The sequence below is a fragment of the Streptomyces sp. SID13726 genome (assembly GCF_010548375.1).
GTDB lineage: Bacteria > Actinomycetota > Actinomycetes > Streptomycetales > Streptomycetaceae > Streptomyces.
Genome location: NZ_JAAGLY010000005.1, coordinates 473,380 through 497,666, shown reverse-complemented (window position 1 = coordinate 497,666; position 24,287 = coordinate 473,380). Strand labels below are relative to the sequence as shown.

The following is a 24,287-nucleotide window of genomic DNA, read 5'->3' as shown; positions in this document are numbered from 1 at the left end:
TGCGCCATGCCGTCGTGACCGACGTCCACGGAGACACCGCCCGGCTGCGCACGGTCCTCACAGCCGTCCGCGAGCAGGGCGTGGACCGGGTGGTCTGCCTCGGCGACGTCTTCGAGTGCCGGATCGGGAAACGGGAGGCCGCCGGTCACGTGTACGACGGTCTCGCCGGCGTCTTCGACGCGGACCCCGAACTCGCCCGGCTGCTGGAGGGCGTCGAACTGGTCCGGGGCAACCAGGAGGAGCGGATCCGCGCCCTGGTGCCGGACGCCGAACTGCCCGCCTGGACCCGCCCGTTGCTCGACGCCCCGCTGGAGCACCGGACCGCCTTCGCCCGGTACTGCCACGGCCATCCGCTGCCCTGGCGGGAACCGGAGCCGGGCCTGTGGTGCCCGGCGGACGCGGAGATCCCGGGCCGGGCGCTGGTGCACGGCCACCACCACCGCAGCGCCCTGCACCGGCTGTGGCCGCAGGGCGCGGGGCGCCCGGTACGCGCGGAGCGGCTGCCCATACGGTTCGGGGAGCCGTATCCGCTCGCGCCGGACGGCCGCTACGTCGTCAACGTCGGCTCCGTCACCGCCTGTTCGCCGGACCGCGGTCCCTCCCCCGCCTGGGCGGTCGTCGACGAGGCCGCCGCCACCGTCACCCACCATCACGCATGACAGGAGAAGCAGTGACCCGGCAGGTACTCCTGCTCAACTCGGACAAGCCCGAGGTCCTCCAGGCCCTGGCCCGCCGCCCCGACGTCACCGTCCGGGTCCTCACCCGCAAGGTGTACGCGGACCTGTACCGCGACCACGAGACGGCGTACGTCGACAGCTTCGCGGACCTGACCCAGGTCGAGCGGGCGGCCTACGAACTCGCCGCGCTCGGCCCCGTCGACCACGTCGTGGCGGCCACCGAGAAGAGCGTGCCGGCGGCCGGACTGGTCCGGGCGCTGCTCGGGGTGGCCGGGCCGGGCTACGACCAGTCGCTGTGGGGCGCCCACAAGCGGGCGATGAAGGACACCCTGCGCGCGGCGGGCCTCCCGGTGACGGACTACGCCCAGGCCGCCACGGTCGACGACGTGCCCCGGGCGGCCGCGGCCACCGGCTGGCCCGTCATGATCAAGCCGGTGTTCGGCGCCGCCTCGAAGTGCACCCACCGGGTCGACTCCCCCGAGGAGTTCGCCGAACGGCACGGCGCGGGCGGGTTCGCCGACCTCGTGGAGACCCGGCTGCCGGTCCAGGTGGAGCGCCTGGTCCACTTCACCCACGAGTACCACTGCGACGGTGTCGTCCACGCCGGCGAGGTGGCCCGCGCGGCCGTCTCCCGCTACTTCCTGCCACCGCTGCGCACCTCGCCCAACCTCAACAGCGGTTACGTCGCCGACCAGCGGGACCCCTTCTCGCAGGAGGTGCTGGACCTGCACCGCCGGGTGGTGGCCGCGCTCGGCCTGCCGGCCGGGGTCACCCACCTGGAGGTCTTCCGCACCGGGACGGGCCCGGTCATCGGCGAAGTGGCCGTACGGCCGGGCGGGATGGGCATCTCCCGGATGTGGTGGCACGCCTTCGGGGTGGACCTGTGGGAGGAGTTCGCCCGCGTCTCGACCGGCTCGGCCCAGGCCCGCCCGGCCCACCCGCCCCGCCCCGACACGGTCGGCCGCACCCGGCTGCCCGACCTGCCGGGTCTACGGCGCCGGGTGCTGGCCCTGCCCGGGGTGCTGGAGGTGCTGACGCCCGAGGAGTGCGCGAGCCCGGGCCGTCTGGAGGCGTACTTCACGGCACCGGACGAGGCGGCGGCGGAGGAGTTCATCGCCCGGCTGCACGGGATGACGGTGCCCGCCGCATGACCACCTCCGCCCCCGGCCGCACCCGGGCCCTGCTCGGCACCGCGCTGCCCGCCCCCGGCGAACCCCGGCTGCTGGCCGTGTCCTGGCTGGTCAAGACGGTCGGCAGCGGTCTCTACCTGACGACCAGCACCCTGTTCTTCACCCGGGTCGTCGGGCTGCCCGTGCACCAGGTCGCCACCGGTCTCAGCGTCGCCGGGATCGTGGCACTGGCGGGTGCGGTGCCGCTGGGCGGACTGGCGGACCGGTTCGGGCCCCGGCGGACGTACACCGTCCTGCTCGGCGTGCAGTTCGCCACGATGGCCGCGCTGGCCTTCGCCCGCACCTTCCCGGCGTTCCTGTCGCTGATCCTGGTCTTCCTCCTCGCCGAGCAGGGCAGTACGGCGGCGCGCGGGGCGCTGGTCGCGACGGTCGGCGAGGGCGCGGAACGGGTCCGGCTGCGGGCCTATCTGCGGGTGGTGACCAACGTCGGCATCACGATCGGCGCGGCGGCCTCGGCCCTGGTCATCCAGGCCGACTCGAAGGCCGGTTACATGGCGCTGCTGTGCTGCACGGCACTGACGTACCCGGGGGCCGCCGTACCCCTGTGGTGGCTGCGCCCGCACGAGACCGCGCCGACCAACGCCGCGCCCCGGACCGGCTCCAACTGGCAGGTCCTGCGCGACCGGCGCTACGCCGCCGTCACCCTGATCTGCGGTGTCCTCTCCCTCCAGGCCCAGGTGCTGTCCTTCGCCGTCCCGCTCTGGGTCCTCCAGCACACCGAGGCGCCCCGGATGCTGGTCTCGGCCGTGGTCGCCGTGAACACCCTGATGGTGATCTGCCTCCAGATCCGCTTCAGCCGCGGCGCCGAGGACGACACCCGCGCGGCCCGCATGTGCCGCAACTCGGGCCTGGCCCTGTTCGTCGCCTGCGCCCTCGCCGCCTGCACGGCCGGGGTGTCGGCCTGGCCCGCCTCCCTGCTCCTCCTCCTCTTCGCGGCGGCCCTCACCTTCGGCGAACTCTGGCTCTCGGCAGGCTCCTTCGGCCTCAGCTTCTCCCTCGCCCCCGACGGCATGCACGGCCAGTACCAGGGCTTCTTCTCTCTGGGCCGAGGCGCGGCGACGGCAGTGGCACCGGTACTGATCGCCACGCTGTGCCTGGGGGACCAGCCCCGGGTGGGGTGGTTGGTGCTGGGCGGGCTGTTCGGGCTGGCGGGGGTGGTGGCTCCGCTGACGTTGCGGACCAGGGCCGTGGAAACGTCAGACCGATGAGCCGACAGCCGCTCGCACACACACGCCCACGCACCCAGGATTACTACAGGCACCTGCGGCGCCGGTAGATACTGAGTGACCTTCACAGTTGGTGCGCATCACCGCGAGCGAGATCAGAGGCGACGCCCCCCCCAGCACGTACCGAACGAGAAAGCCCCAGGTCAGACCGAGTCTGACCTGGGGTTCTATTTGAGCCGCCTTCGGGATTCGAACCCGGGACCTACGCATCACGAGACCACGAGTGATCGTGTCGCCTCATGACGACTGATGCTGCGGATGCCGTTGTGCCTGATCAGACCACATGCGCCGCGCTGAGGGCCGGTACCTCGTGCCGCACCGTCCAAAGGCGTACGGCCACTCCATGGCCACCTCGGAGGGCACCCCGCGCCCCTGACAGTCACCCGCGCCACCTGTTGGGTCCGAACAATCACGGGCCCAGCTCACGCCCCGCGTCGCAGCGCCTGCTCACACGGACGGTTCCCGCTGTGGTGTACGCGCACGCTGCGGACGTCCAGCCGTGGAACGGCGCTGTCCGCCGTATCATGACGGCACACGGGAAGGAGCACCGTCCATGAGTGTCGACGTGATCACGCACACCGAGTTCCCCGCGGGATACGTGGTGTTCTTCGGCACCGACGGAAAGATCATCATGACCCCGCAGAGCGAAGAGCACTCCAGCACGATCAGGTCGATGCAGATCGACTCTCTCGCCCTCGGCCGTCACGCGAAGGTCACCTCCGACGTCTACATCGACTTCCCCGCCGACGAGAACTCCGCCCCCGACCTGGCCATCCTCCGCGAGGACGCGCGCAAGGAGGGCAAGCGCTACAGCTTCGAGGACGTCCTGCTGATCTCGGAGGTCGTCTCCACGTCCTCCGCCCGCAAGGACTACGACGACTGCACCGCAAAGTACGGCCGGTACGGCATCCCCGTCTACTTGATCGTGGACCCCTACGCCCGGGAAGTCGTCCTGCACACCGAGCCCACCTCCAGCGGCTACAGCACCACCCACACCCGCGCATACGGCACCGGCAAGCTCCCCATCCCCCTGGCCGACGGCCGCACCTTCACCCTCGACCTCGATGAACTCCCCCTGCCGGACCCGGCGCCCGACACTCACTGAGTCTGCGAAAACGCGCACCGAAGCAGGAAGAGGCCCGGCAGCCGGTCGGCGAGGGCACGATCATCGAAGCCGCGACTGAAGAGTTCCACGCACTGGGGTGCCCGGGGTTTGGTGATCGCTCCCGGGGTCTCCCTGTCCTTCCCGACCCGTTCTGGCCCCAGGAAGGCCTGGCGGCGGGGCCTCGTCGGGCGGGATTCCAGCTCAGGACCCGGCGGCAAAAGGGCGTCCAGCACACCGACCCTGTGACGCGAAGAGGCTCTTCTCCGTCCCCCCTCCCCCGCACCGTTCATCCGGTGCGCAGCACGCGCGGCACCATCACCGACGTGATCCGCTCCGTCGTCGGCCCTGCCGCCCTCGGTGCCGACCAAGCCGAGACCGCGATCGTCGAGGCCCCGAACCCGGCCGGCCTGTACGAGGCCGACGAGATCCTCCCGGTCGAGCAGATCGAGGCCGCCGCCCGCAAGTACGAGCGCGCCGCCGACCAGGCCCGCCTCCCTGACCGTGGCGAGCGGGCCGCGAAGAAGGTCCTCGAGAGACTGCCCGCCAGCACCCACGGCACATGGCGCGTCTTCCCGCACTCCGTCCTCGCGGCAGGCCCCGGACCTCGCCCAGCACCCGTATCTTCAAGGCCCACGGCCTCGGCCCCGTCTCGATGAAGGCCTGCGCCCCAAGCCTCAAGGTCAAGCTGGCATTTCATGCACAGCCCGAGAAGCCCACTGAAGACACATTCCAAGGTCAACGAAACGAAAGAACCCCAGGTGAAATACCCGACCTGGGGTTCATCATGGAGCCGCCTTCGGGATTCGAACCCGAGACCTACGCATTACGAGTCGGCACATGATCTTGTCCGACCGTCGCAATCTTGCTCACTCTTCGTGATACATGCAGCTCAGGGGGCGCGCTCGTACGTGGCCTTTCTCAGCCTTTCTCGATCGTTCTTAATCCTCATGTTCCCACCACGTTCCCATCTGCCCCTGGGAACGACGGCCGGGCACCCGGCCGGGACGGAGCAGCAGCCCGATGAGTGGCCGGATCAGTCGACGAGCCGAGCAGTTTCGAAGCGGGCAGCTACACACCGTCATTGGGATGAGAAAGGCATCCCGCCCCCCTTCACCCGGGGCGGTGCCGTTAGCCGTTCCCTCAGGTCAGCTCCAGATGAGAGGAAGAGTAGATGGACTTCTCTTCCCCTCATCAATCACTGCTATCCGAGCACAGAAACGAACTTGTGCAAGGCGGCGGCTAGGGTTGTATCAAGGAGTTCCGTCACGTCCTGCCACCTTGCTTCGGCGGTGTCGCTGTAGGTCCACGTGACCGATTCAGTGGGCGTCGAAATCAGCACTGTCTCGGCCTCCTGCCGTGTGTCGTCACCAGCCTCGTCACCCATCAGTTCGGCGTAGACGGTCAGAGCCAGGACGCCCGTTTCTCCACGGCCAACCTTCTGTACGAAGACCAGGTACCGAAGTTCTTGCCCCAGGGCATGGATCCGCAACCGCTGCCACCAAACACCGTCATGTCTGTTGACGAAGAAGTCCACACTCCTCGCCGTCTGGACCACTTGGCGGCCCCAGTACCGAGACCGGGAGTCCGGCGGCGCTGCGCCTTGCACGGTGACGATGGAATGTGCAGAAATCTCACCAACGAGATTCTCGATCCTCTTCGACATGTCAGTGAGCCACAGGCCGACACGTCCGTGGACGTCATTTGCCAGTCGCGCCACCTGCTCGGCACGTTCTTGGGCACCTGTCTCGGCCTGGAGCGCACGGAACCGTGCGACTCCGGCTTCCAGAACGCTCAGCGCGCCCCCGGCGACAGCCTCTGAAGTGGCCGCGACCGGTCGCTCCAACTCGCTGCGGAGGGCAACGATCTCCAACTCGGCGAAGAACCGGATCAGTGGCCTCAAGTCGCCTTCGTTAGCACGATCGAGGCTGCGCAGGTAGCGGTCTCGTTCGCGGCGGTCCACTACCAGCGGAGCAAGGTCGCATCGCAATAGGTTGAGCAGGGTCAGGCATCGCGCCACCCGCCCGTTCCCGTCCTCAAAGGGGTGGATGCGAACGAACCGATGGTGAAGCCACGCTGCGCGCACTATAGGATGCGCGCCGCCGGTCTCTCGGTACAGCTCGATGAGTTGATCCATCTGGGCTGCGACATGTTCCGGGGGCGTGTACTCGAGCTTCGATCCGTCCGGGCGTGTGACGTGGTTCTTGTCGGTCTTCCACTGGCCGTGGTGCAGCGTGGCCTCGAACCGGCGGCCAAGCGGGTCGGTGGCGCTGTACGTCTTCTGTTCGCGTGTGAGTGCTTGGTGCAGCTCGCGAATGAACGAAACGGATACGTCTCGGCCATCCCGGGCGCTCTCCGCAAGGAACTGGAGAGCTTCGTATTGAGAGCGAATCAGCGCGAGAACGTCTTCCGACACGGTGCCGTCGTCAGCACGAGCGACAGCGTCGGCAGTGATGCCCTCTGCTACGAGGGCTTCGGTAACTCCCCAGTCGACTTCATAGAGGCGCTCGATGATGCCGGTCTCGATGGCGTGGCGTCGCAAAGAACGCCGCCGGGCTTCCTGGAAGGCAGGATCGTTTGCCTTGACGACCTCCTGCCAAGCTCTTTGCAGGGAGTCGACCGACTCCAACACCGGCAAGAGGTCGCCATTGACGTGAGGCAACGGCTCTACCTCAACCCATGGAAGGTCTGGCATCTTGTTCACGTCGGCAGCTTAGTCGGAGCAGTTTTGGTTGACATGTGAGATGAAGGGTCGGCCTTGACGAGGTAGCCCCCCAGGGTTCCTGGCTGGGGCCGTGGACCCAGCCCTTGTCCCATAGGGCGTAGCAGCAGGTCGTGTTGTTCCCTCACACCGGTGGTCAGACATGAGAGCCATCCAACTCCCCGCGCCGGATTAGATCGTCTGCCCGGGAGGATTGCGGGGCTTGGCACGCCACGGGTCGTTGGCTCCGGGGAGGCGGCAGTCGAGGACTTTGGCCGCGACAATGGCACCGTATTGGTCGCGTTGCTCCTGGGCGCGTGCGTCCTGTCCGTGCTGCAGGTCGCGGATAGTGTGATCGTCTGATGCGTGGTGTCGTTTCCTGCGCATTTCGCGGTTCCAGCGGTCGCAGTCGAAGTAGCCGATGAGGTAGATGCCTGCGGTACCGGGGGTGCGCAGGTAGTCGCGGACAAGCTGGTCGGCCAGGGCGGTGGACAGGTCTCGGTGCCAGCATCCTTTGCATTCGATGACTACGGTCAGCGTGCCGTCGCTGCTGCTGGTGGGCGGGGCCGTGGCTTGGACCTGGATATCGGTGCGTCTGCCGGGAAACCCGGAGCGGTCGACTTGGACTTCGCGGTTGATGACGACGCGGTTTCCGCCGATGTCCTGGCGCAGGAGGGCGGCGATCATGTCGCTGAAGTCTTCTTCCCAGCAGGGCCACCAATCGGTGTGATCCACTGTCCAGTTGCCCCGGTTCCACAGGTTGACCACGAGTCCGTTGGGCCCCTGAAGCACCGTCTGGAGACGGTCGAGGCTGGCCACCACGATGTCCTGGAGATGGCGTGCGTCGGTGATGGTGCGCAGATTGGTGTCTGCGGCGAGGCGTCGAAGTTGCTCCGGTACCAGAGGTTGCGCCCGAAGTTCGGCGACCTCGCGGGCCGTGGCCTTAACGTGCCGACGTAGGTCTGCAAGTTCGGGATACCGAGTCGCGAGACCGGTCAGCTCTCGGACCGCTTCTGGGCTGGTCTTGGAGGTCAGCAGGCCCAGCAGCCCTCGGTGCAGGTTGCTGCGAGCGTCGGTGTAAAAGCCATCCTCGAACTGGTAGTCCAGGAGCCGGGTGATGCCGATGTGATCGGTAACCTTGGCGTACAGGTCAGCGAGGGCAGCCTCGGGCAGTTGGCCGGTCCCGGGCGGCCAGGTTCCCTTGGGGTCGGCGACGATAAGGCGTTCCAGGAAAGCAGCCAGAACGCCGGAGGTATCCAGGGTTGCCTTGATGACGGGCCAGATCTCGGGCAGTTGTGGTTGTCCCACTAGCGCCGCGGCGGCGCGGGTCCATCGCGAGCTGCTCCGCGCGGCGTCTCGTTGAACGTCGGCGTCGGTCACCGCGGCGGACAGGATTTCTTGGGCTGGTTGGTCTCCCGCCAACGCGAGTGAGGTCAGGACGCCGGCCCACTGCACGTCGGTGCGGCCCGGATCGTTGGCCCAGTCGCGCAAGGTCTGAACGGCATCAGGAACGGCGGTGCGGGCGAACGCGGTTGCCAGACTGTTCAGTTCTGGCTCGCTGCAACCGTCTAGCGCCTGGTGCAGCAGGGTCGGCAGTTCGTGGCCGGCCAGTCGGGCGCACTGTGTGATGAGGCTGCGCCGTAGTGCGGTGTCGTCGGAGTCGTGGCAATCGTGGGCCGCCAGCGCCACGGCAGCCACAGCCGCTCGACGGGGCTGGTGGTCGAATGCCTCGGCCAGGTGCGAAGCATCAAGCAGGGCCAGCGCGGTCAGAGCAGTTGCTGCCCGGTTCCAGTCTGCTGTGGCTGGAGTGGCCGCTGCGCCATTGAGGGCTGCTGAGCGGCGGGCGACGGTGACAGCCGCGTCCAGCAGCAGACGGTGCAGTTCACTGCGTTCATGTGGGAAAGACGGTGCAGCAGCCACGACGCCCAACCTGTCCTGCGGCGGTTGGCTGCCAGCCGCAGTGCGGTACAGCTCGGTGGTGATGTGTTGCCACAGCGGCTCGGGGGGTCCCTCTCCGGTGCTGAGCTCGGAGAGAGCAAGCCGTAGGCGGGCTTCATCGAATGCCAGGCGGTGGCGCTGTTCTTCCTGTTCGCGCTGTTGCCGGGCTTCTTCTTCCGCGCGGGTATCCCACCGCGCGGTGGCAGCCTTCAGGTCCGGGTGGCGCTCGCGCAGTTCAAGAGCGGACGGCAGGTACGGATCCGCTGGATCGGGCCACGCTGTCACCAGCCACTCAGCGTGCCGGCGCGCGTCAGGACTCAGTGTGGGCCACTGCAGAGTCCAGTACACCGAGTCGTCGTTGGAGAACAAGGCAGGGCTGCCTGACCAGGATAGGAGCCGAGTGACCTGGTGGTCATCACCGCGTTCCAGGACACGCTGGCCCAGCTCTCGGCGGATGCCCGGCCGGGTCAGCAGCACCTCGCCCACCGGTTGCGCAAGCTGGTGCCGGTCGTCGAAATCGGCACGTCCCGCCAGGGTGAGCAGGGCATCGGCGACTTGGTCGAGCCGTCTGTTCCGTTGTGCAGAGTCGTTGTTGGCGTCGTCTTCGTCGAAGAGCGCGATCGCCTGGGCGAGGATGCGAACCGGCAGCCGCACAGACAACTGCGACTCGCCGGATTGAGTCAGGCCGGCCCGGGGGTGCCTCGAACCCAGAATCCGTGTCACCCACGCTACGGCTTCGTTGACGTCTTCCGGTCTCAGCAGGTTCGGAACCTTATGGATCAGGAGCCATGCGGAGCGGACGTGTGCGGGGTCATCGGCAGGCGGGACCAGGTCCAGGAATTCGGGCAGGCGCAGATGCTGCGGCCACAACCGCTCCAGTGCGGCCGCCGCTAGGTCCGCGTCGCCGCGCCAGGCTAGCGCCCTCAGCAAGGCCAGCCGCGCCGGGTCTTGTTCGAGAACCGGCAGTCGGCCCAGGTCCGCATCGTTGTGCTCGGCCAATGCCCTGAGGCGGGCCACATGGCCCACGTCCAGTTCGTCGCCGAGTGCTTGGACGGCTAGACGGCGCAGTTTCGGATCGGTCCCCTGCGTCTCGGCCACTGTCAGCAACTGGTCGTTGAGCTCAGGCAGTTGGCAGGCTCGCGCGATGCGGAGCACTGTGGAGAGCAGCGGAGGTGCAGCTGGGAGAGACAGGTGAGGACGCAGCTGAGAGGACAGCCCTGGGTGCTTCAGGCGGTGCAGCAGCCCTCGGTCCAGCTGGACCGTGTCATCGCTGGACACTAGAGCGAGGAGCCGGTCCACCACGGCCTCGCGCTGATGATCGCGGAGTGCCGTGAGGTCAGCCAGCAACAGCACTTCGGGGTCGTACCGCAGGACTTCGGCGAACAGCTCCGTATCGTCCACCACCCGCCACGCAGCCACCTCACGGTGCCGTGCCACAACATGACGGGACGTTCCGTCACCAATCCACAGCAACTGCCCCTGCGCAGCGTCGTGCATGTGGTGCCGTGCCAGGAACTGGGCAGCCAGGTACTGCTGGTAACTGTCATGGGCGAAGGCCCAGCGACGCAGCCCGACCTCGACCATCAGCCCGGAATCCACCAACGCCAGCAATTCCTTCATCCCGCAGTGGTAGGAATCCCCCGCCGCGCCTGGCTCGTCACCGCCGTCAAGATCAGCCAGTGCCACGTCAGCCTCAATGGCACTCGGGGTGTCATGGACCGCCGCATAGTGGCCGAACTGCATGGCGGCGGCCACTCGGCTCGCGAGTGCTGTCAGGTGATCGGGGGCCAGCGGACTTCCGTCGCGGTGGCCGTGGGAGCTCAACTGCCGACAGGCAAGCCGGTAGGCGTCAGCCACCGTCGAAGGCAGGCCCCATCCTTCCCGCTCGGCTTCCAGCAAGGGTTTCAAGGTGATCGGAGACCAGGCCAGAGCCACCGCACCCTTCTCCTCCAGCCGCCGAGTGACTCTACGGCCGTCGAGACCTTCCCAGGCGGCAGCCGTCTCCACGTCGGACCGGGTCAGCGGCGTCACACCAACTACCGAGACCTCCTCAGGCGCCCACAGCGACTGGAGATGCCGTTCCAGACCGCGGGGCCACCGGCCCGAACGGCAGGCGATACGCAGCCGTAGTCGACTTCTCCGCTCACGGCCGAGCTCTTCCAGACAGCCGACCAGAATGTCATCCAGAACCCCGAGTCGGCCCAGCCCCTCGTCAAGGCTGTCCAACAGGACGTACCCCGGATCACGCCCAGAAGCCCGCTCCAGGACTGCGCCCAAATCCCTCCGCGCGTTGACCGCCTCGTAGAACCGTCCCCGCGCACTCAGGTCGACCAGCTCCACGACGTGCCCCTCGGACTGCAGCGCCGCGGCTTCCTCAATGATCAAGTCACTCTTGCCGCACCCACGCTCGCCCAATACCACAAGCAGCTTGTCCTCGCGTCGACCGGCAAGCGGGACCTCTACTCGCGCCCACGGCAGGTCTACCAGCCAGCCAAAGCGGTCAACTTGGGGCGCCGAGCCAACCGCATGCACACGGCGGATCCAGGGGTACCGACCCCCGTCCTCCCCAACCTCGCCCATGCCGCTCGCCCCGTTCATGTCCGCAGACATTACGCGCGGCATGACCCCATGGGGACCAGAAGCACCGGACCGTTCTCCACACCTGGAGACAGCGCACGCTACCCGTCTCCTCGCTCGCGTTCGCAGCCCATACGAGCGCAAGGCGACTCACCCCACGCGCACGGCCCTGCTCTCGCGCCATGCCGGATACCCAACAGGAAAACCGACTGGCACATAGGGGACTTTTAGGTAATCCTTCGTTCCCAGAATGTTCCCATCCGGACACAGAAAAGGCCCCCCATGATCTCCACGGAGGGCCCACATGCCTCTGACCTGCACTTTCTTGAGCCGCCTTCGGGATTCGAACCCGAGACCTACGCATTACGAGTGCGTTGCTCTGGCCATCTGAGCTAAGGCGGCGCGCCGTCCACACCATGGTGCGATCAGCAACGTCGGTAAGTCTACACAGTTTCCGGGGGTGCTCCGCACCAGCCCTCGGGGCACCCCGGGCGGCTCTGCCGGCGGGGCTACGAGCAGCGTTTTCCGTCGGTCGGCGGGGTTCCGCGGAGCAGGTACGTGTCGATCGCCGAGTCGATGCACGCGCTGCCGCGGCCGTACGCGGTGTGGCCGTCGCCCTCGTAGGTGAGGAGGCGGGCGGAGGTGAGCTGGGCGGCCAGGGAGCGGGCCCAGCGGTAGGGGGTGGCCGGGTCGCGGGTGGTGCCGACCACGACGATCGGGGCGGCGCCGCGGGCCTCGATGCGGTGGGGTTCGCCCGTCGCGCCGACCGGCCAGTACGCGCAGTTGAGGGACGCCCAGGCGAGGCCCTCGCCGAAGACCGGCGACGCCTTCTCGAAGGTCGGGACGGCCTTCTCGACCTCCTCGGGGGTGTCGTAGGCGGGTGGCAGGTCGAGGCAGTTCACGGCCGCGTTGGCCGACATCAGGTTGCTGTAGCGGCCGTCGGCGTCGCGCTCGTAGTAACTGTCGGACAGGACGAGCAGCCCGGCGCCGTCGTTCTCCTTCATCGCGGAGTTCAGCGCCTCGCGCAACTGCGCCCACGCCCCCTCGTCGTACATCGCCGCGATCACGCCCGTCGTGGCGAGCGCCTCGCCGAGCCTGCGGCCGTCCGCGTCGCCGGCCGGGATGGGGTGCGCGTCCAGCTTGCGGAAGAAGGCCTTCAGGTTCTGGCCGACCTGGGCCGTCGACGTGCCCTTCCTGCCGAGCGGGCAGTCCGACTGCTGCACGCAGTCCTTCGCGAACGACTGGAACGCCGTCTCGAAGCCCGCCGTCTGGTCGAGGTTCAGTCGGCGCGCGGGCAGCGAGGGGTCCATCGCGCCGTCCAGCACCAGCCGGCCCGAACGCCCGGGGAACAGCCCCGCGTACGTCGCCCCGAGGAACGTCCCGTACGACGCCCCCACGTAGTTCAGCTTCGCGTCACCCAGCGCCGCCCGCACGATGTCCATGTCCCGGGCCGTCTCGACCGTCGACACATGACGCAGCAGCTGGGGCGAGTGCGCGCCGCAGCCCTCCGCGAACTTCTTGTAGGCGTCGACGAGTTCGCTTCTCTCGCGCGCGTCGTCGGGGGTGGTGTCCGTCTGGGTGTACGTGTCCATGTCCCGCCCGTCGAGACATTCGACCGGCTCGCTGCGGGCCACCCCGCGCGGGTCCACCGCGACCATGTCGTACCGGGCCCGGACCGCGGCGGGGTAGCCGATCCCGGCGTACGCCTGGAGGTAGCCGATCGCCGAACCGCCCGGTCCGCCCGGGTTCACGAACAGCGATCCGAGCCGCTCGCCCGGCCCGGTGGCCTTCTTCCGAGCGACGGCCAGCCGGACCTCCTCGCCCGCCGGCTTGTCGTAGTCGAGCGGCGCCTTCAGGGTGGCGCACTCGAATCCGGGGACCCCGCAGCTGCGCCAGCGCGCCTTCTGCTCGTAGTACGGCGTGAGCGCGGCCGGTGTCGACCGGGGCAGCGCGGCCAGCGCCACGTGGGCGGCCGAGGTGGCGGAGCTCGTGGAGGCGCCGGCGGAGCAGGCGGAGACGAGCAGTGCGGCGACGGCAAGGCCGACATGGCGGGGGTTTCGCCTGAGGTGCATCGAGCGAGCGTAACTCTCCGCGTTGGATCACATGCCCTCCGTGGTCGATCCGGCCCGTACGAGTGACATCGTCAACCTGTGATCACCCGCCGCCCGCGGCCCGCCCACAGCCCGTTCCCAGCCTTGCCCTCAGCCCGTTCCGAGCCCGCCCTCAGCCCGTTCCAGCCCTACCGCAGCCTGCCCACAGCCCGTTCCCAACCCTCCCGCCCTCAGCCCGCTCTGAGCGCCATCGTCATCGCCTCCACCGCGAGCAGCGGAGCCACATTGCGGTCGAGGGCCTCACGGCAGGCGGCGATCGCCTCGATCCGGCGGAGCGTGGTCTCCGGAGAGCTGCCGCGGGCCAGCCGCTCCAGGGCGTCCTCCGCGTCCGCGTTGGCGATCGCGATCCGTGAGCCGAGCTGGAGGGCGAGCACATCGCGGTAGAAGGCGGTGAGGTCGGTGAGCGCGAGGTCGAGGCTGTCGCGCTGGGTCCGGGTGCGCCGGCGCTTCTGCTTGTCCTCCAGGTCCTTCATCACCCCCGCCGTGCCACGCGGCATCCGGCCGCCCTGCACCGCGCCCATCGCCGCCTTCAGCTCCTCGGTCTCCTTGCCGTCCATCTCCTCGGCGAGCTGCTTCGCGTCGTCGGCCGCCGCGTCGACGAGTTCCTGCGCGGCCTTGAGGCAGCCGCCGACGTCCTCGACCCGCAACGGCAGTTTCAGCACAGCGGCGCGGCGCTCGCGCGCGGCCGGGTCGGTGGCGAGCCGACGGGCCCGGTCGACATGGCCCTGCGTGGCACGGGCGGCGGCCATCGCGGCGGCGGGCTCGACGCCCTCCCGGCGTACGAGCATGTCGGCCACGGCGTCCACGGAGGGGGTGGACAGGTTCAGGTGGCGGCAGCGGGAGCGGATCGTCGGCAGGACGTCCTCGATGGACGGCGCGCACAGCAGCCACACGGTCCGGGGAGCGGGCTCCTCTACGGCCTTCAGCACCGCGTTGGCCGATTTCTCGTTCAGCCGCTCGGCGTCCTCGACGAGGATGACCTGCCAACGGCCGTTCGCCGGTGAGGTGAACGACTTCCTGACCGTGTCCCGCATGTCGTCCGCGAGGATCTGGGTGCCGACGGCGGCCACGGAGGTGATGTCGGCGTGGGTGCCGATGAGGGCCGTATGACACCCGTCGCAGAACCCGCAGCCGGGGACTCCACCGAGGGCCCGGTCGGGACTCACGCACTGGAGCGCTGCGGCGAAGGCCCTCGCCGCCTGGTTCCGCCCCGCGCCGGGCGGGCCCGTGAACAGCCAGGCATGAGTCATCTTCGACGCCTCGGGCGGCGGGGTGTTGCCGGCGGCGGCGGTGACCAGGGCGTCGGCGTCCCGAGCGGCAGCGCCCAGCTGCTCGCTCACCCTCTCCTGGCCGACCAGGTCGTCCCATACGGTCATGGGTCACGCCGCCCTTTCGTCATGCTTCGTGCGTTGAGTCCATTGTGCGGGCGAGCACTGACAACGGGCCGACGGTCGGCTGTCGGCTGCGGGCCGACCCTCAGGGCAAGTGGGCCCAGCCGCGCCCCTAAGAGCAAGCGGGCACAGCGCACCCGCACCCGCACCCGCACCCGCCAGCCACTCCCCCTACCGCCCCCGGCGTCGGCCCCGCCCGTCCCCGTACTCGTCGTCATGCGGACCCAGCAACTCGTCCGCCAACGAAGGCAGATCGTCCAGCGGAGTCTCCTCCGCCCAGTCCGACCGGGGCCTGCGCCGAGGCCTCCCCTCCGCGTCGACCTGAGGCATCTCCCGGGTCCGCTCCTCCTCCCGGAAGTACCCCGGAGGCACCCGATCCGCGGGCCCGTCACCCGACACCGGCGGCAGCACAGCCGTCTCGTCGGCAGCACCCGGCGGCTCCGGCCGCACCGGCGGCAGCACAGCCGTCTCATCAGCGGAACCCGGCGGAACCGGAGGCACCGGCGGCTGCGGCAGCTCCGCCGTCACCTCCGACGCGGAAGCACCACCGGAAGAGTCCCCACCGGCAGAGCCCCCACCGGAGGAGTCCTCACCAGAGGAGTCGGCAGGAGACCCCTCGTCGGCCTTCTCCATAGACACCCGCGGCAGCACGGCCGTCTCGTCCACCGGCCCACCCGACGCGTTCGTCGGCGTCACCACCGGCGTCGGCACGGTCGCCGCGTCCAGCCCTGCCGAAGGAGTCGCGGCCTGCTTCGGCCCCGCCTCCGCCGCGCCGGCCGCGCACTCGGCGAGCCGGCGCGCCTCCTCGGCCCGCAGCAACGCCTCCTCGGCCTTCCGCTGCTTCTCGAGGCGCCGCTCCTCGGCCTCGGCACGCAGCCGTGCCTCCTCCTCGGCCTGCCTGCGGGCGGCGTCCTCCTGGGCCTTGCGGCGGGCCGCTTCCTCGGCGCGCGCCTTCTCCTCGGCGAGGAGCCGCACCCGCTCCTCCTCGGCCCGCTTGCGCGCTTCCTCGGCCCGCACCCGGGCCTCCTCCGCCTGCCGCTCGGCCTCGCGCCGCTGAGCCTCCTCCAGCTCGCGCCGCTTGCGCTCCTCCTCCTCGGCCTTCAGCCGGGCGAGCTGCTCCTGGCGCTCCCGCTCCAGGCGCTCCTCCTCGGCCTTGCGCGCGGCCTCTTCCTCGGCCTTGCGCCGGGCTTCCTCTTCGGCCTTGCGGCGGGCCTCCTCCTGCTCCCGGATCTCCTGCTCGGAGAGCGGCAGCATCTGGTCGAGCCGATGGCGTACGACGGTGGTGACCGCCTCGGGCTCCTGCCCCGCGTCCACGACCAGGTACCGCCCGGGGTCGGCCGCGGCCAGCGTCAGGAACCCGGACCGCACGCGCGCGTGGAACTCCGCGGGCTCCGACTCCAGCCGGTCCGGCGCCTCGGTGAACCGCTCGCGGGCGATCTCGGGCGAGACGTCCAGCAGGACGGTCAGATGCGGCACGAGTCCGTCCGTCGCCCAGCGGTTGATGCGGGCGATCTCCGTCGGGGACAGGTCCCGCCCGGCCCCCTGGTAGGCGACCGAGGAGTCGATGTACCGGTCGGAGACGACGACCGCGCCGCGCTCCAGGGCGGGCCGGACCACGGTGTCCACGTGCTCCGCGCGGTCCGCCGCGTACAGCAGCGCCTCGGCCCGGTGCGAGAGCCCGGCGCTCGACACGTCCAGCAGGATCGACCTGAGCCGCTTGCCCACCGGAGTCGCCCCCGGCTCGCGGGTCACGACGACCTCGTGTCCCTTGGCCCTTATCCACTCGGCGAGCGCCTCGGCCTGGGTGGACTTCCCGGCGCCGTCGCCGCCTTCGAGGGCGATGAAGAAGCCGGAGTCGGCTGGCACCGTCACCGGGTCGTCGCCGCCGAGCAGCGCGTCCCGCAGGTCGTGCCTGAGCGGTACGCCGGAGCGGTCGTCGACCTTGGCGAGGACCAGCGCGGCCACCGGCAGCAGCAGCGCGCCGACCAGCATCAGGGTGAACGCGGCGCCGCCGTGCGCGAACACGAACTTGCCGTTCTCCAGGCGGTGCGGTCCGATCAGAGCCGCCACCAGGGGCGCGACCAGCGCGCCGAGCGCCACGCTCACGCGTACGACCGCGTGGAGGTGCTCGGTGGTCCGCGCCCGGCGGTATTCCTCGGTCTCCTGGTCGAGCAGGGTGTGCCCGGTGTTGGCGGCCACGCCCGCGCCGGCACCGGCCAGCGCGACGATCAGCAGCACGGTGGTGACGTCCGGGACCAGTCCGGCGGCGAGCAGCGCGATGCCGGTGAAGGCGATCGCCAGCGCGAGCAGCCGGCGCCGCGACAGGGTCGGCAGCACGGAGGGCGCCGTGCGGACACCGATGACGACCCCGCCGGTCAGTCCGAGCACCAGCAGGCCGTACGTCACCGGACCGCCGCCCAGGTCCTTGGCGTGCAGCACGGCGACGGCGACGGCGGCCGCGACGGACCCGGCGACGGCCGCGCAGGCGGGCACCAGCAGCGGGATCGCGCCGGTGCGGCCCTTGTCGACGCCGGTGCCCGTCTTGGGCCGGCGCAGCCCCTCCAGCGGCGAACGCGCGCGCGGGGTGCGGGTGTCGGGCAGTTCCAGGAAGGTCAGCACGGACAGGGACGCGGCGAACAGGCCGGCCGCGACATAGGAGCCGAGGGCCGCCTGGTGCTGGCCGAACCAGTCGATGCCGGCGCCCAGCAGGTTGTTGAGCAGACCGGCGGCGACGAGCGTGGCGGCGGCCAGCGGGATCGCCACGAAGGTGGTCCGCAGCGACAGGCGGCGCAGCGCGTCCAGGTGGTCCGGCAGCGGTCGTACCGTCGCGCCCTCCGGGGGCGGAGCCGGCAGCAGGGCCGGGGCCGCGCTCTCGCGGCACACCGTCCAGAAGCGCTCGGCGACTCCGGTGACGAAGGCGGTCACCAGGAGCACGGCCAGTGCGTTCTCCGGCGTCCAGTCGATCCACAGCGGGGCGACGATGAGCAGGGCGACCCGCAGTCCGTCGGCGCCGACCATGGTCCAGCGGCGGTCGAGCGGCCCCTCCTGCGAAGTGAGCGAAGTCAACGGGCCGAGCAGCACCGCCCCGAACAGCAGCGTCGCCAGGACGCGGGTGCCGAAGACGGTCGCCACTGCGAACGCCACGCCCCGGTAGCCGCCGCCGAACGAGCCCTCGGCGATCGCCGCCTGAAGGGCCAGCAGGACCAGCACCAGAAGGGCGAGGGTGTCACCCACCCCGCCGACTAGCTGGGCGCTCCACAGGCGTTTGAGCTGGGGCCTGCGCAGCAGGGCTTGGACGGCGCGCTCGCGGGAGTCCGCGACCAGGGCGTCGTCGGGGGCCGGGTGAAGGGCCGTTGGCTGCTCGGCACGGGTCATGCTTTCAGCCTATCGGCAGCCACCGACAGCCCGGGGTGCCCGTCCTGACGTGCGCACGTCCCGACACCAAAGTGATGCCGGGACGTTCGCTTTGCGAAGCCTCGGGGGAGGAACGCGGCCCTGAACGGAACCGGGCTCAGTCCTCGGACGCCTTCGAGGCCGCCGCCTTCTTCGCGGTGGCGGTGGTCTTCGCCGTCGTCTTCTTCGCGGCCGTCGTGGTCTTCTTGGCGGCCGTGGTCGTCTTCTTCGCCGCGGTCTTCTTGGCGGCCGTCTTCTTGGCCGGGGCCGCCTTCTTCGCGGGCGCCTTCTTCGCCGTCTTCTTGGCGGGGCCCTTGGCCCGCTTCTCGGCGAGCAGTTCGAAGCCGCGCTCCGGGGTGATCTCCTCGACGCTGTCGCCGGAGCGCAGGGTCGCGTTGGTCTCCCCGTCGGTGACGTACGGCCCGAAGCGGCCGTCCTTCACCACGACCGGCTTCCCGCTGACCGGGTCCTCGCCCAGCTCCTTCAGCGGCGGCTTGGCGGCGGCGCGCCCGCGCTGCTTGGGCTGGGCGTAGATCGCCAGCGCCTCTTCGAGGGTGATGGTGAAGAGCTGGTCCTCGGTCTGGAGCGAGCGCGAGTCCGTGCCCTTCTTCAGGTACGGGCCGTAGCGGCCGTTCTGCGCGGTGATCTCCTGGCCCTCGGCGTCCGCGCCGACGACGCGCGGCAGCGACATCAGCTTGAGGGCGTCCGCGAGCGTCACCGTGTCCAGGGACATCGACTTGAACAGCGAGGCCGTACGCGGCTTCACGGCGTTCTTGCCGGTCTTCGGGGTGCCCTCGGGGAGCACCTCGGTGACGTACGGGCCGTAGCGGCCGTCGCGGGCGATGATCTGGTGGCCCGACTCGGGGTCGGCGCCGAGCTCGAAGTCGCCGCTCGGCTTGGCGAGCAGCTCCTCGGCGAGCTCGATCGACAGCTCGTCCGGCGCCAGGTCCTCGGGGACGTCGGCCCGCTGGTGGTTCTCGGAGTCCTTCTCGCCGCGCTCGATGTACGGGCCGTAGCGACCGACCCTGAGCACGATGTCGTTGCCCACCGGGAACGACGACACCTCGCGGGCGTCGATCGCGCCCAGGTCGGTGACCAGTTCCTTGAGGCCGCCGAGGTGGTCCCCGTCGCCGTTGCCGGCGTCGGCCGCGGCGCCCTCGACCGTGCCCTCGCCGAAGTAGAAGCGCCTCAGCCACGGCACGGACTGCGCCTGGCCGGCCGCGATGCGGTCGAGGTCGTCCTCCATGCGGGCGGTGAAGTCGTAGTCGACGAGCCGCCCGAAGTGCTTCTCCAGGAGGTTGACCACGGCGAAGGACAGGAAGGAGGGGACGAGTGCCGTGCCCTTCTTGAAGACGTAGCCGCGGTCGAGGATGGTGCCGATGATCGAGGCGTACGTCGACGGGCGGCCGATCTCGCGCTCTTCGAGCTCCTTGACCAGGCTGGCCTCGGTGTAGCGGGCCGGGGGCTTGGTGGCGTGCCCGTCGACCGTGATCTCCTCGGCGCTCAGGGCGTCGCCCTCGGCGACCTGGGGCAGCCGGCGCTCGCGGTCGTCCAGCTCGGCGTTGGGGTCGTCCGCGCCTTCGACGTAGGCCTTCAGGAAGCCGTGGAAGGTGATCGTCTTGCCGGAGGCGCTGAACTCGACGTCCCGGCCGTCGGCGGCGGTGCCACCGATCTTGACCGTGACGGAGTTGCCGGTCGCGTCCTTCATCTGGGAGGCGACCGTGCGCTTCCAGATCAGCTCGTAGAGCCGGAACTGGTCGCCGGTCAGGCCGGTCTCGGCGGGTGTGCGGAAACGATCACCCGAGGGGCGGATCGCCTCGTGCGCCTCCTGGGCGTTCTTGACCTTCCCGGCGTACGTCCGCGGGCTCGACGGCAGGTAGTCGGCGCCGTAGAGCTGGGTGACCTGGGCGCGGGCGGCGGTGATCGCCGTGTCCGACAGGGTCGTGGAGTCCGTACGCATATAGGTGATGAAGCCGTTCTCGTACAGCTTCTGGGCCACCTGCATGGTCGCCTTCGCGCCGAAGCCGAGCTTGCGCGAGGCCTCCTGCTGGAGGGTCGTCGTACGGAACGGGGCGTACGGCGAGCGGCGGTACGGCTTCGACTCGACCGAGCGGACGGCGAACCGCGTCTGCTCCAGGGCGGCGGCGAGCGCGCGGGCGTTCGCCTCGTCGAGGTGCAGGGTGTTCGCGCTCTTGAGCTGTCCCAGGGAGTCGAAGTCGCGGCCCTGCGCGACCCGCCTGCCGTCGACGCTCTGAAGACGGGCGACCAGCGACGACGGGTCCGACGGGTCTCCCGCGCGGCCGGTCGAGAAGGTGCCCGTCAGGTCCCAGTACTCGGCGGAGCGGAAGGCGATGCGCTCGCGCTCCCGCTCGACGACGAGCCGGGTGGCGACCGACTGGACACGGCCCGCCGACAGCCGCGGCATGACCTTCTTCCACAGGACCGGCGAGACCTCGTAGCCGTAGAGGCGGTCGAGGATACGGCGGGTCTCCTGGGCGTCGACCAGCTTCTGGTTCAGCTCGCGCGGGTTGGCGACGGCGGCCTGGATCGCGGCCTTGGTGATCTCGTGGAAGACCATCCGCTTGACCGGGACCTTGGGCTTCAGGACCTCCTGGAGGTGCCACGCGATGGCCTCGCCCTCGCGGTCCTCATCGGTGGCCAGGAAGAGTTCGTCGGAGTCCTTCAGCAGGTCCTTGAGCTTCTTGACCTGGGCCCGCTTGTCGGCGTTGACGACATAGATGGGCGCGAAGTCGTGCTCGACGTCCACGCCGAGCCGGCGGACCTCGCCGGTGTACTTCTCCGGCACCTCCGCGGCACCGTTGGGGAGGTCGCGGATGTGCCCGACGCTCGCCTCGACGACGTATCCGGGGCCGAGATAGCCCTTGATCGTCTTCGCCTTGGCAGGCGACTCGACGATGACGAGTCGGCGGCCGCCCTGTGCGGTCTCGCTGGTCGGGGACAACTTCGCTCTTCTCTCCGGTCGACGCTGGGCGCTCCCCAGGCCTTGGTCCCGGGGTCGGGTCATGCTGACGCTGCGGAGTGTGACGGTACATCCCGCCCCCGTGTCAAACGGGAAAAGCCCGCAACGGCCACTCGAACGGTAACCCGACTACCGCCATTCCTGCCGCCCGGAGTGCCCACCTGCCTTTTCGAGCCTATCCGGAGGGTGATCTCCCCATTACTGGTCAGCCCGCTCGCGAAGCGGCTCCCGAAGGCGTCCTACAGGCTGGTGAAGCACCACGCGCCGAGCGCCAGGGAGATCAGCGCGGCGACGGTCGCGATGCCCGCGGATGCGACAGGGCTCACACCGTGGGCGACGGGCAGGCGGTGCCGCACCCGGGCCGCGGTCCAGACCAGCAGCCCTCCCCCGAACAGGGCGAACACCACTCCCGCGAAGATCACCGGTCCGCTCTCCATGACTCCCCGTGCCCCTTTTCTCCCGCCCGGACGTGCCCCTCCGGTGGAGACTGGCACGCGCGGACGGCGCCCGGGCGAACCCCGGGTGAACGCGGAGCCGACACGGCTGCGGACCCCCTCGACCGCCGCGCGACCGTCCCTCGGAGAGGTGTCACACCGACCCGGGCGGAGGCACCTTCCCGGTCGATTTCTTGTTGTCGGTCAGGCTCACCGTGCACACGATCTTGGTAAATCCTTTGTCCCAGTCGTCCTCGTCGGCCACCCAGCCGTACACGAGACGCTCCCGGCCGGAAGCCCAGGCCGACTCGAATTTGTTGCCGCACAACTTGGTCGCGTTGTCGCTGCCGTTCTTGTGGCTCATTTCGGCCGGGGCCTGAACGGTTCCGATCACTTGGTCGGTGTGGGGTTTCGAGCAGTCGGTGAGCGGTGCCTTGTAGCCGTCGCTGAGTTCCTGGTAGAGCCAGCAGTCGCCGACGCTCATCTGACCGACCCACAGATCCGTGCCCGCGTCCCGGAAGCGGCCCACCTCACCGCCTATCGCGGCATGGCGGCCGAGTACGAGACACGCCGTACCGCCACCGGCCGCGTCGAAGCCCTCCCGCGTCGGTACGACGGCGTACCCGGCCGCGTCCGGCAGCGCGGCCACGACCGCCCGGCTCTGGTCCGCACAGCGTTTCGCGCCCCGCGCCTTGGCATCCGCGAAGTCGGCGGCCGTGTCGACCGCCACGACCTGGCCGTCGGGCCAGTCGTCCGCGCAGTCCACGACACCCAGGTTCGGCGCCGACCTGAACGCCGTCCCGGACCACACCGCCTGCACGCAGTCGCCGGCCTCCAACGGCTCGTCGAGCCCGACCACCTCGCCGTACGGCAGCGCGGCCCCGGTCGCCGACGCGGTCCCCCGCGACCCGCTCGGGCCCGGCGCGGCCGAGGACTTGGCCGCGAGGGGCTTGTCACCGCCGTCGTCCCCGGTCAGCGACACGGCCGCCCACACCCCACCGGCGACCACGAGCACGATCCCGACGACCAGCGCGACGAGCGCGAGGCGTTTCCTGGAGGCGGGGCGCGGTGGGGGCGGGGGGAGGTAGGCCGGACCGCCGGGCCCGTACGAGCCGCCGGAGCCGTACACCCCGCCGAACGCCGTGGGCGCCCCGGCGACGGTGGCCATACCGGGACTCCCGGACCCACCAGGGGTGTTGGGTCCACCCGGCCCACCCTGTCTACTCGGGTACGGCGAACTCGCTCCCCGCGCATACGGATTGCCCGGCTCCGGTGTCTGCCCGACAGGCGGCGGCCAAGCACCGTACGGCGGTGAAGGCGGCGCGGAACCCGGCGTGGCCGCACTCTCCGCGCCGGACGCCCCGGCCGGAGTGTGCGGAGTCGGCGGCCCTGGAGGCCCGGGAGGCCCCCAGCCAGGCGTGCTCGGTGTCCCGGGAGTCGCAGGAGCCCCAGGACCGGACCCCCACTCCCCGCCCGGCAGCCCGAAACCCCCCGCCGAGACCCCGTACCCCGCCCCCGCGGGCCCCGCGTCCCAAGCCCCCGGCACCCCCTGCACAACCCGCTCCAGCCCCCGCTTCACCGCCTCCGGCGAGAACCTCCGCACAGGGTCCTTGACCAGCAACCCCAGCAGCACCGGCGTCAGTTCGCCGGACCGCACCGGCGGGGTGGCCTCCTCGCCGAGCAGGGCCGTCAGTGTGGCGTACTCGCCGTGCCGGTCGAAGGGGCCGCGGCCCTCGACGGCGGCGTAGAGCGTGGCGCCCAGGGAGAACAGGTCGGCGGCCGGGGTCGGCGGTTCGCCCCGCGCCCGCTCCGGGGCGAGGTAGCCCGGGGTGCCGAGGATGCCGGCGGTCGCGGTGAGCCGGGGTTCGGGCGACTCGGGTCGCAGGGCGATGCCGTAGTCGGTGAGCAGCACGCGCGCGTAGGGGTCGCCCGAGGAGTCCGGGGCCAGAAGGATGTTGGCCGGTTTCACATCCCTGTGGAGGATGCCGATCCGGTGTCCGGCGGTGAGCGCGTCGAGGACGGCGAGGCCGATCCGGGCCGTCTGCTCGGGCGACAGCGGCCCCGAGCGCCGTACGACGGCCTGGAGGTCCACCGCGTCCGGCACGTACTCCATGACGATCCACGGCAGCCCCTCGTGCACCACCACGTCGTGCACCGTGGCCACGTGCAGATGCCCGCGCAGCCGGGCCGCGTGCCGGGCCTCGCTGCGGGCGCGCGCGATGCGCTGGGCGGGCTCGCCCGCGTCCGTCGGCACGTCCGGAAGCGCGATCTCCTTCATCGCGACCTCGCAGGCCAGCTCGTCGTCGTACGCCAGCCAGACGCGGCCCATGCCGCCCGCGCCGAGCGACCGCAGCAGCCGGTAGCGGCCGCCCACGACCCTGCCCTCACCGTGATCCGGCGTCTCCCCCGCCATCACGCCTCCCCCGAGAACGCGTCGGTTCCGTCCCTCGAAGGTAGCTTCGCACCCGCCACTGACAGGAGCCCTTTTCATGAGCAATCCCGTCAGAGCGGACACAGGAGCCTCAGGAGTGCGCGCCCGCCTCAGCAGCGACGGTGCAGCGAGGGCC

Annotated in this window: 13 protein-coding genes and 1 tRNA gene; 5 read left to right on the top strand and 9 right to left on the bottom strand. The window is 70.2% G+C overall.

What is annotated here, in order from left to right; translation table 11 throughout:
* Nucleotides 1-14 precede the first annotated feature (14 nt).
* The 5 genes from G3I78_RS16600 to G3I78_RS16580 all read left to right on the top strand — a co-directional run bounded on the left by G3I78_RS16600 (nucleotide 15) and on the right by G3I78_RS16580 (nucleotide 4,854).
* Nucleotides 15-659: a metallophosphoesterase family protein gene (locus tag G3I78_RS16600; protein WP_164425043.1), complete on the top strand. Its 645-nt coding sequence runs from the start codon at nucleotides 15-17 to the stop codon at nucleotides 657-659.
* An 11-nt stretch (nucleotides 660-670) separates the two neighbouring features.
* Nucleotides 671-1,828 (top strand): ATP-grasp domain-containing protein, encoded by a 1,158-nt coding sequence (locus G3I78_RS16595; protein WP_164425041.1) that lies wholly within the window; start codon nucleotides 671-673, stop codon nucleotides 1,826-1,828.
* Complete coding sequence (locus tag G3I78_RS16590) at nucleotides 1,825-3,075, top strand: MFS transporter (protein ID WP_164425039.1); 1,251 nt, start codon at nucleotides 1,825-1,827, stop codon at nucleotides 3,073-3,075. Before G3I78_RS16595 ends, G3I78_RS16590 begins: the two co-directional genes overlap by 4 nt.
* Before the next feature lie 571 nt (nucleotides 3,076-3,646).
* A complete protein-coding gene (locus G3I78_RS16585) occupies nucleotides 3,647-4,198 on the top strand; it encodes a Uma2 family endonuclease (protein ID WP_164425037.1) in 552 nt (183 codons plus the stop codon).
* Between the two features lie 293 nt (nucleotides 4,199-4,491).
* Nucleotides 4,492-4,854: a hypothetical protein gene (locus tag G3I78_RS16580; protein WP_164425035.1), complete on the top strand. Its 363-nt coding sequence runs from the start codon at nucleotides 4,492-4,494 to the stop codon at nucleotides 4,852-4,854.
* A gap of 545 nt (nucleotides 4,855-5,399) precedes the next feature.
* Here G3I78_RS16580 and G3I78_RS16575 read toward each other — a convergent pair.
* The 9 genes from G3I78_RS16575 to G3I78_RS16535 form a co-directional block, all read right to left on the bottom strand.
* Nucleotides 5,400-6,890: a Fic family protein gene (locus G3I78_RS16575; protein WP_239157872.1), complete on the bottom strand. Its 1,491-nt coding sequence runs from the start codon at nucleotides 6,888-6,890 to the stop codon at nucleotides 5,400-5,402.
* A gap of 198 nt (nucleotides 6,891-7,088) precedes the next feature.
* Complete coding sequence (locus tag G3I78_RS16570; RefSeq protein ID WP_164425031.1) at nucleotides 7,089-11,432, bottom strand: hypothetical protein; 4,344 nt, start codon at nucleotides 11,430-11,432, stop codon at nucleotides 7,089-7,091.
* A 307-nt stretch (nucleotides 11,433-11,739) separates the two neighbouring features.
* Nucleotides 11,740-11,813 (bottom strand) — tRNA-Thr (locus G3I78_RS16565).
* A 107-nt stretch (nucleotides 11,814-11,920) separates the two neighbouring features.
* Nucleotides 11,921-13,483, bottom strand: a complete 1,563-nt coding sequence (locus tag G3I78_RS16560) for an alpha/beta hydrolase (RefSeq protein ID WP_164425029.1) — start codon at nucleotides 13,481-13,483, stop codon at nucleotides 11,921-11,923.
* Nucleotides 13,484-13,692: 209 nt separating this feature from the next.
* Nucleotides 13,693-14,898, bottom strand: coding sequence for a DNA polymerase III subunit delta' (locus G3I78_RS16555; RefSeq protein ID WP_164425027.1), 1,206 nt, complete (start codon nucleotides 14,896-14,898; stop codon nucleotides 13,693-13,695).
* Nucleotides 14,899-15,084: 186 nt separating this feature from the next.
* Nucleotides 15,085-18,288: a dTMP kinase gene (gene tmk, locus G3I78_RS16550; RefSeq protein ID WP_164425025.1), complete on the bottom strand. Its 3,204-nt coding sequence runs from the start codon at nucleotides 18,286-18,288 to the stop codon at nucleotides 15,085-15,087.
* Nucleotides 18,289-18,424: 136 nt separating this feature from the next.
* A complete protein-coding gene (topA, locus tag G3I78_RS16545; RefSeq protein ID WP_164425023.1) occupies nucleotides 18,425-21,268 on the bottom strand; it encodes a type I DNA topoisomerase in 2,844 nt (947 codons plus the stop codon).
* A gap of 257 nt (nucleotides 21,269-21,525) precedes the next feature.
* On the bottom strand, nucleotides 21,526-21,723 hold the full coding sequence (locus tag G3I78_RS16540; protein WP_164425021.1) for a hypothetical protein: 198 nt from the start codon (nucleotides 21,721-21,723) through the stop codon (nucleotides 21,526-21,528).
* Between the two features lie 151 nt (nucleotides 21,724-21,874).
* A complete protein-coding gene (locus G3I78_RS16535) occupies nucleotides 21,875-24,133 on the bottom strand; it encodes a serine/threonine-protein kinase (RefSeq protein ID WP_164425019.1) in 2,259 nt (752 codons plus the stop codon).
* Nucleotides 24,134-24,287 lie beyond the last annotated feature (154 nt).

Excerpts from the sequence above, each read along its gene's own strand:
- G3I78_RS16535 (WP_164425019.1), bottom strand. The coding sequence starts at position 24,133 with ATGGCGGGGGAGACGCCGGATCACGGTGAGGGCAGGGTCGTGGGCGGC.
- G3I78_RS16540 (WP_164425021.1), bottom strand. The coding sequence starts at position 21,723 with ATGGAGAGCGGACCGGTGATCTTCGCGGGAGTGGTGTTCGCCCTGTTC.
- G3I78_RS16575 (WP_239157872.1), bottom strand. The coding sequence starts at position 6,890 with ATGCCAGACCTTCCATGGGTTGAGGTAGAGCCGTTGCCTCACGTCAAT.
- G3I78_RS16590 (WP_164425039.1), top strand. The coding sequence starts at position 1,825 with ATGACCACCTCCGCCCCCGGCCGCACCCGGGCCCTGCTCGGCACCGCG.
- G3I78_RS16570 (WP_164425031.1), bottom strand. The coding sequence starts at position 11,432 with ATGAACGGGGCGAGCGGCATGGGCGAGGTTGGGGAGGACGGGGGTCGG.
- G3I78_RS16560 (WP_164425029.1), bottom strand. The coding sequence starts at position 13,483 with ATGCACCTCAGGCGAAACCCCCGCCATGTCGGCCTTGCCGTCGCCGCA.
- tmk (WP_164425025.1), bottom strand. The coding sequence starts at position 18,288 with ATGACCCGTGCCGAGCAGCCAACGGCCCTTCACCCGGCCCCCGACGAC.
- G3I78_RS16555 (WP_164425027.1), bottom strand. The coding sequence starts at position 14,898 with ATGACCGTATGGGACGACCTGGTCGGCCAGGAGAGGGTGAGCGAGCAG.
- G3I78_RS16585 (WP_164425037.1), top strand. The coding sequence starts at position 3,647 with ATGAGTGTCGACGTGATCACGCACACCGAGTTCCCCGCGGGATACGTG.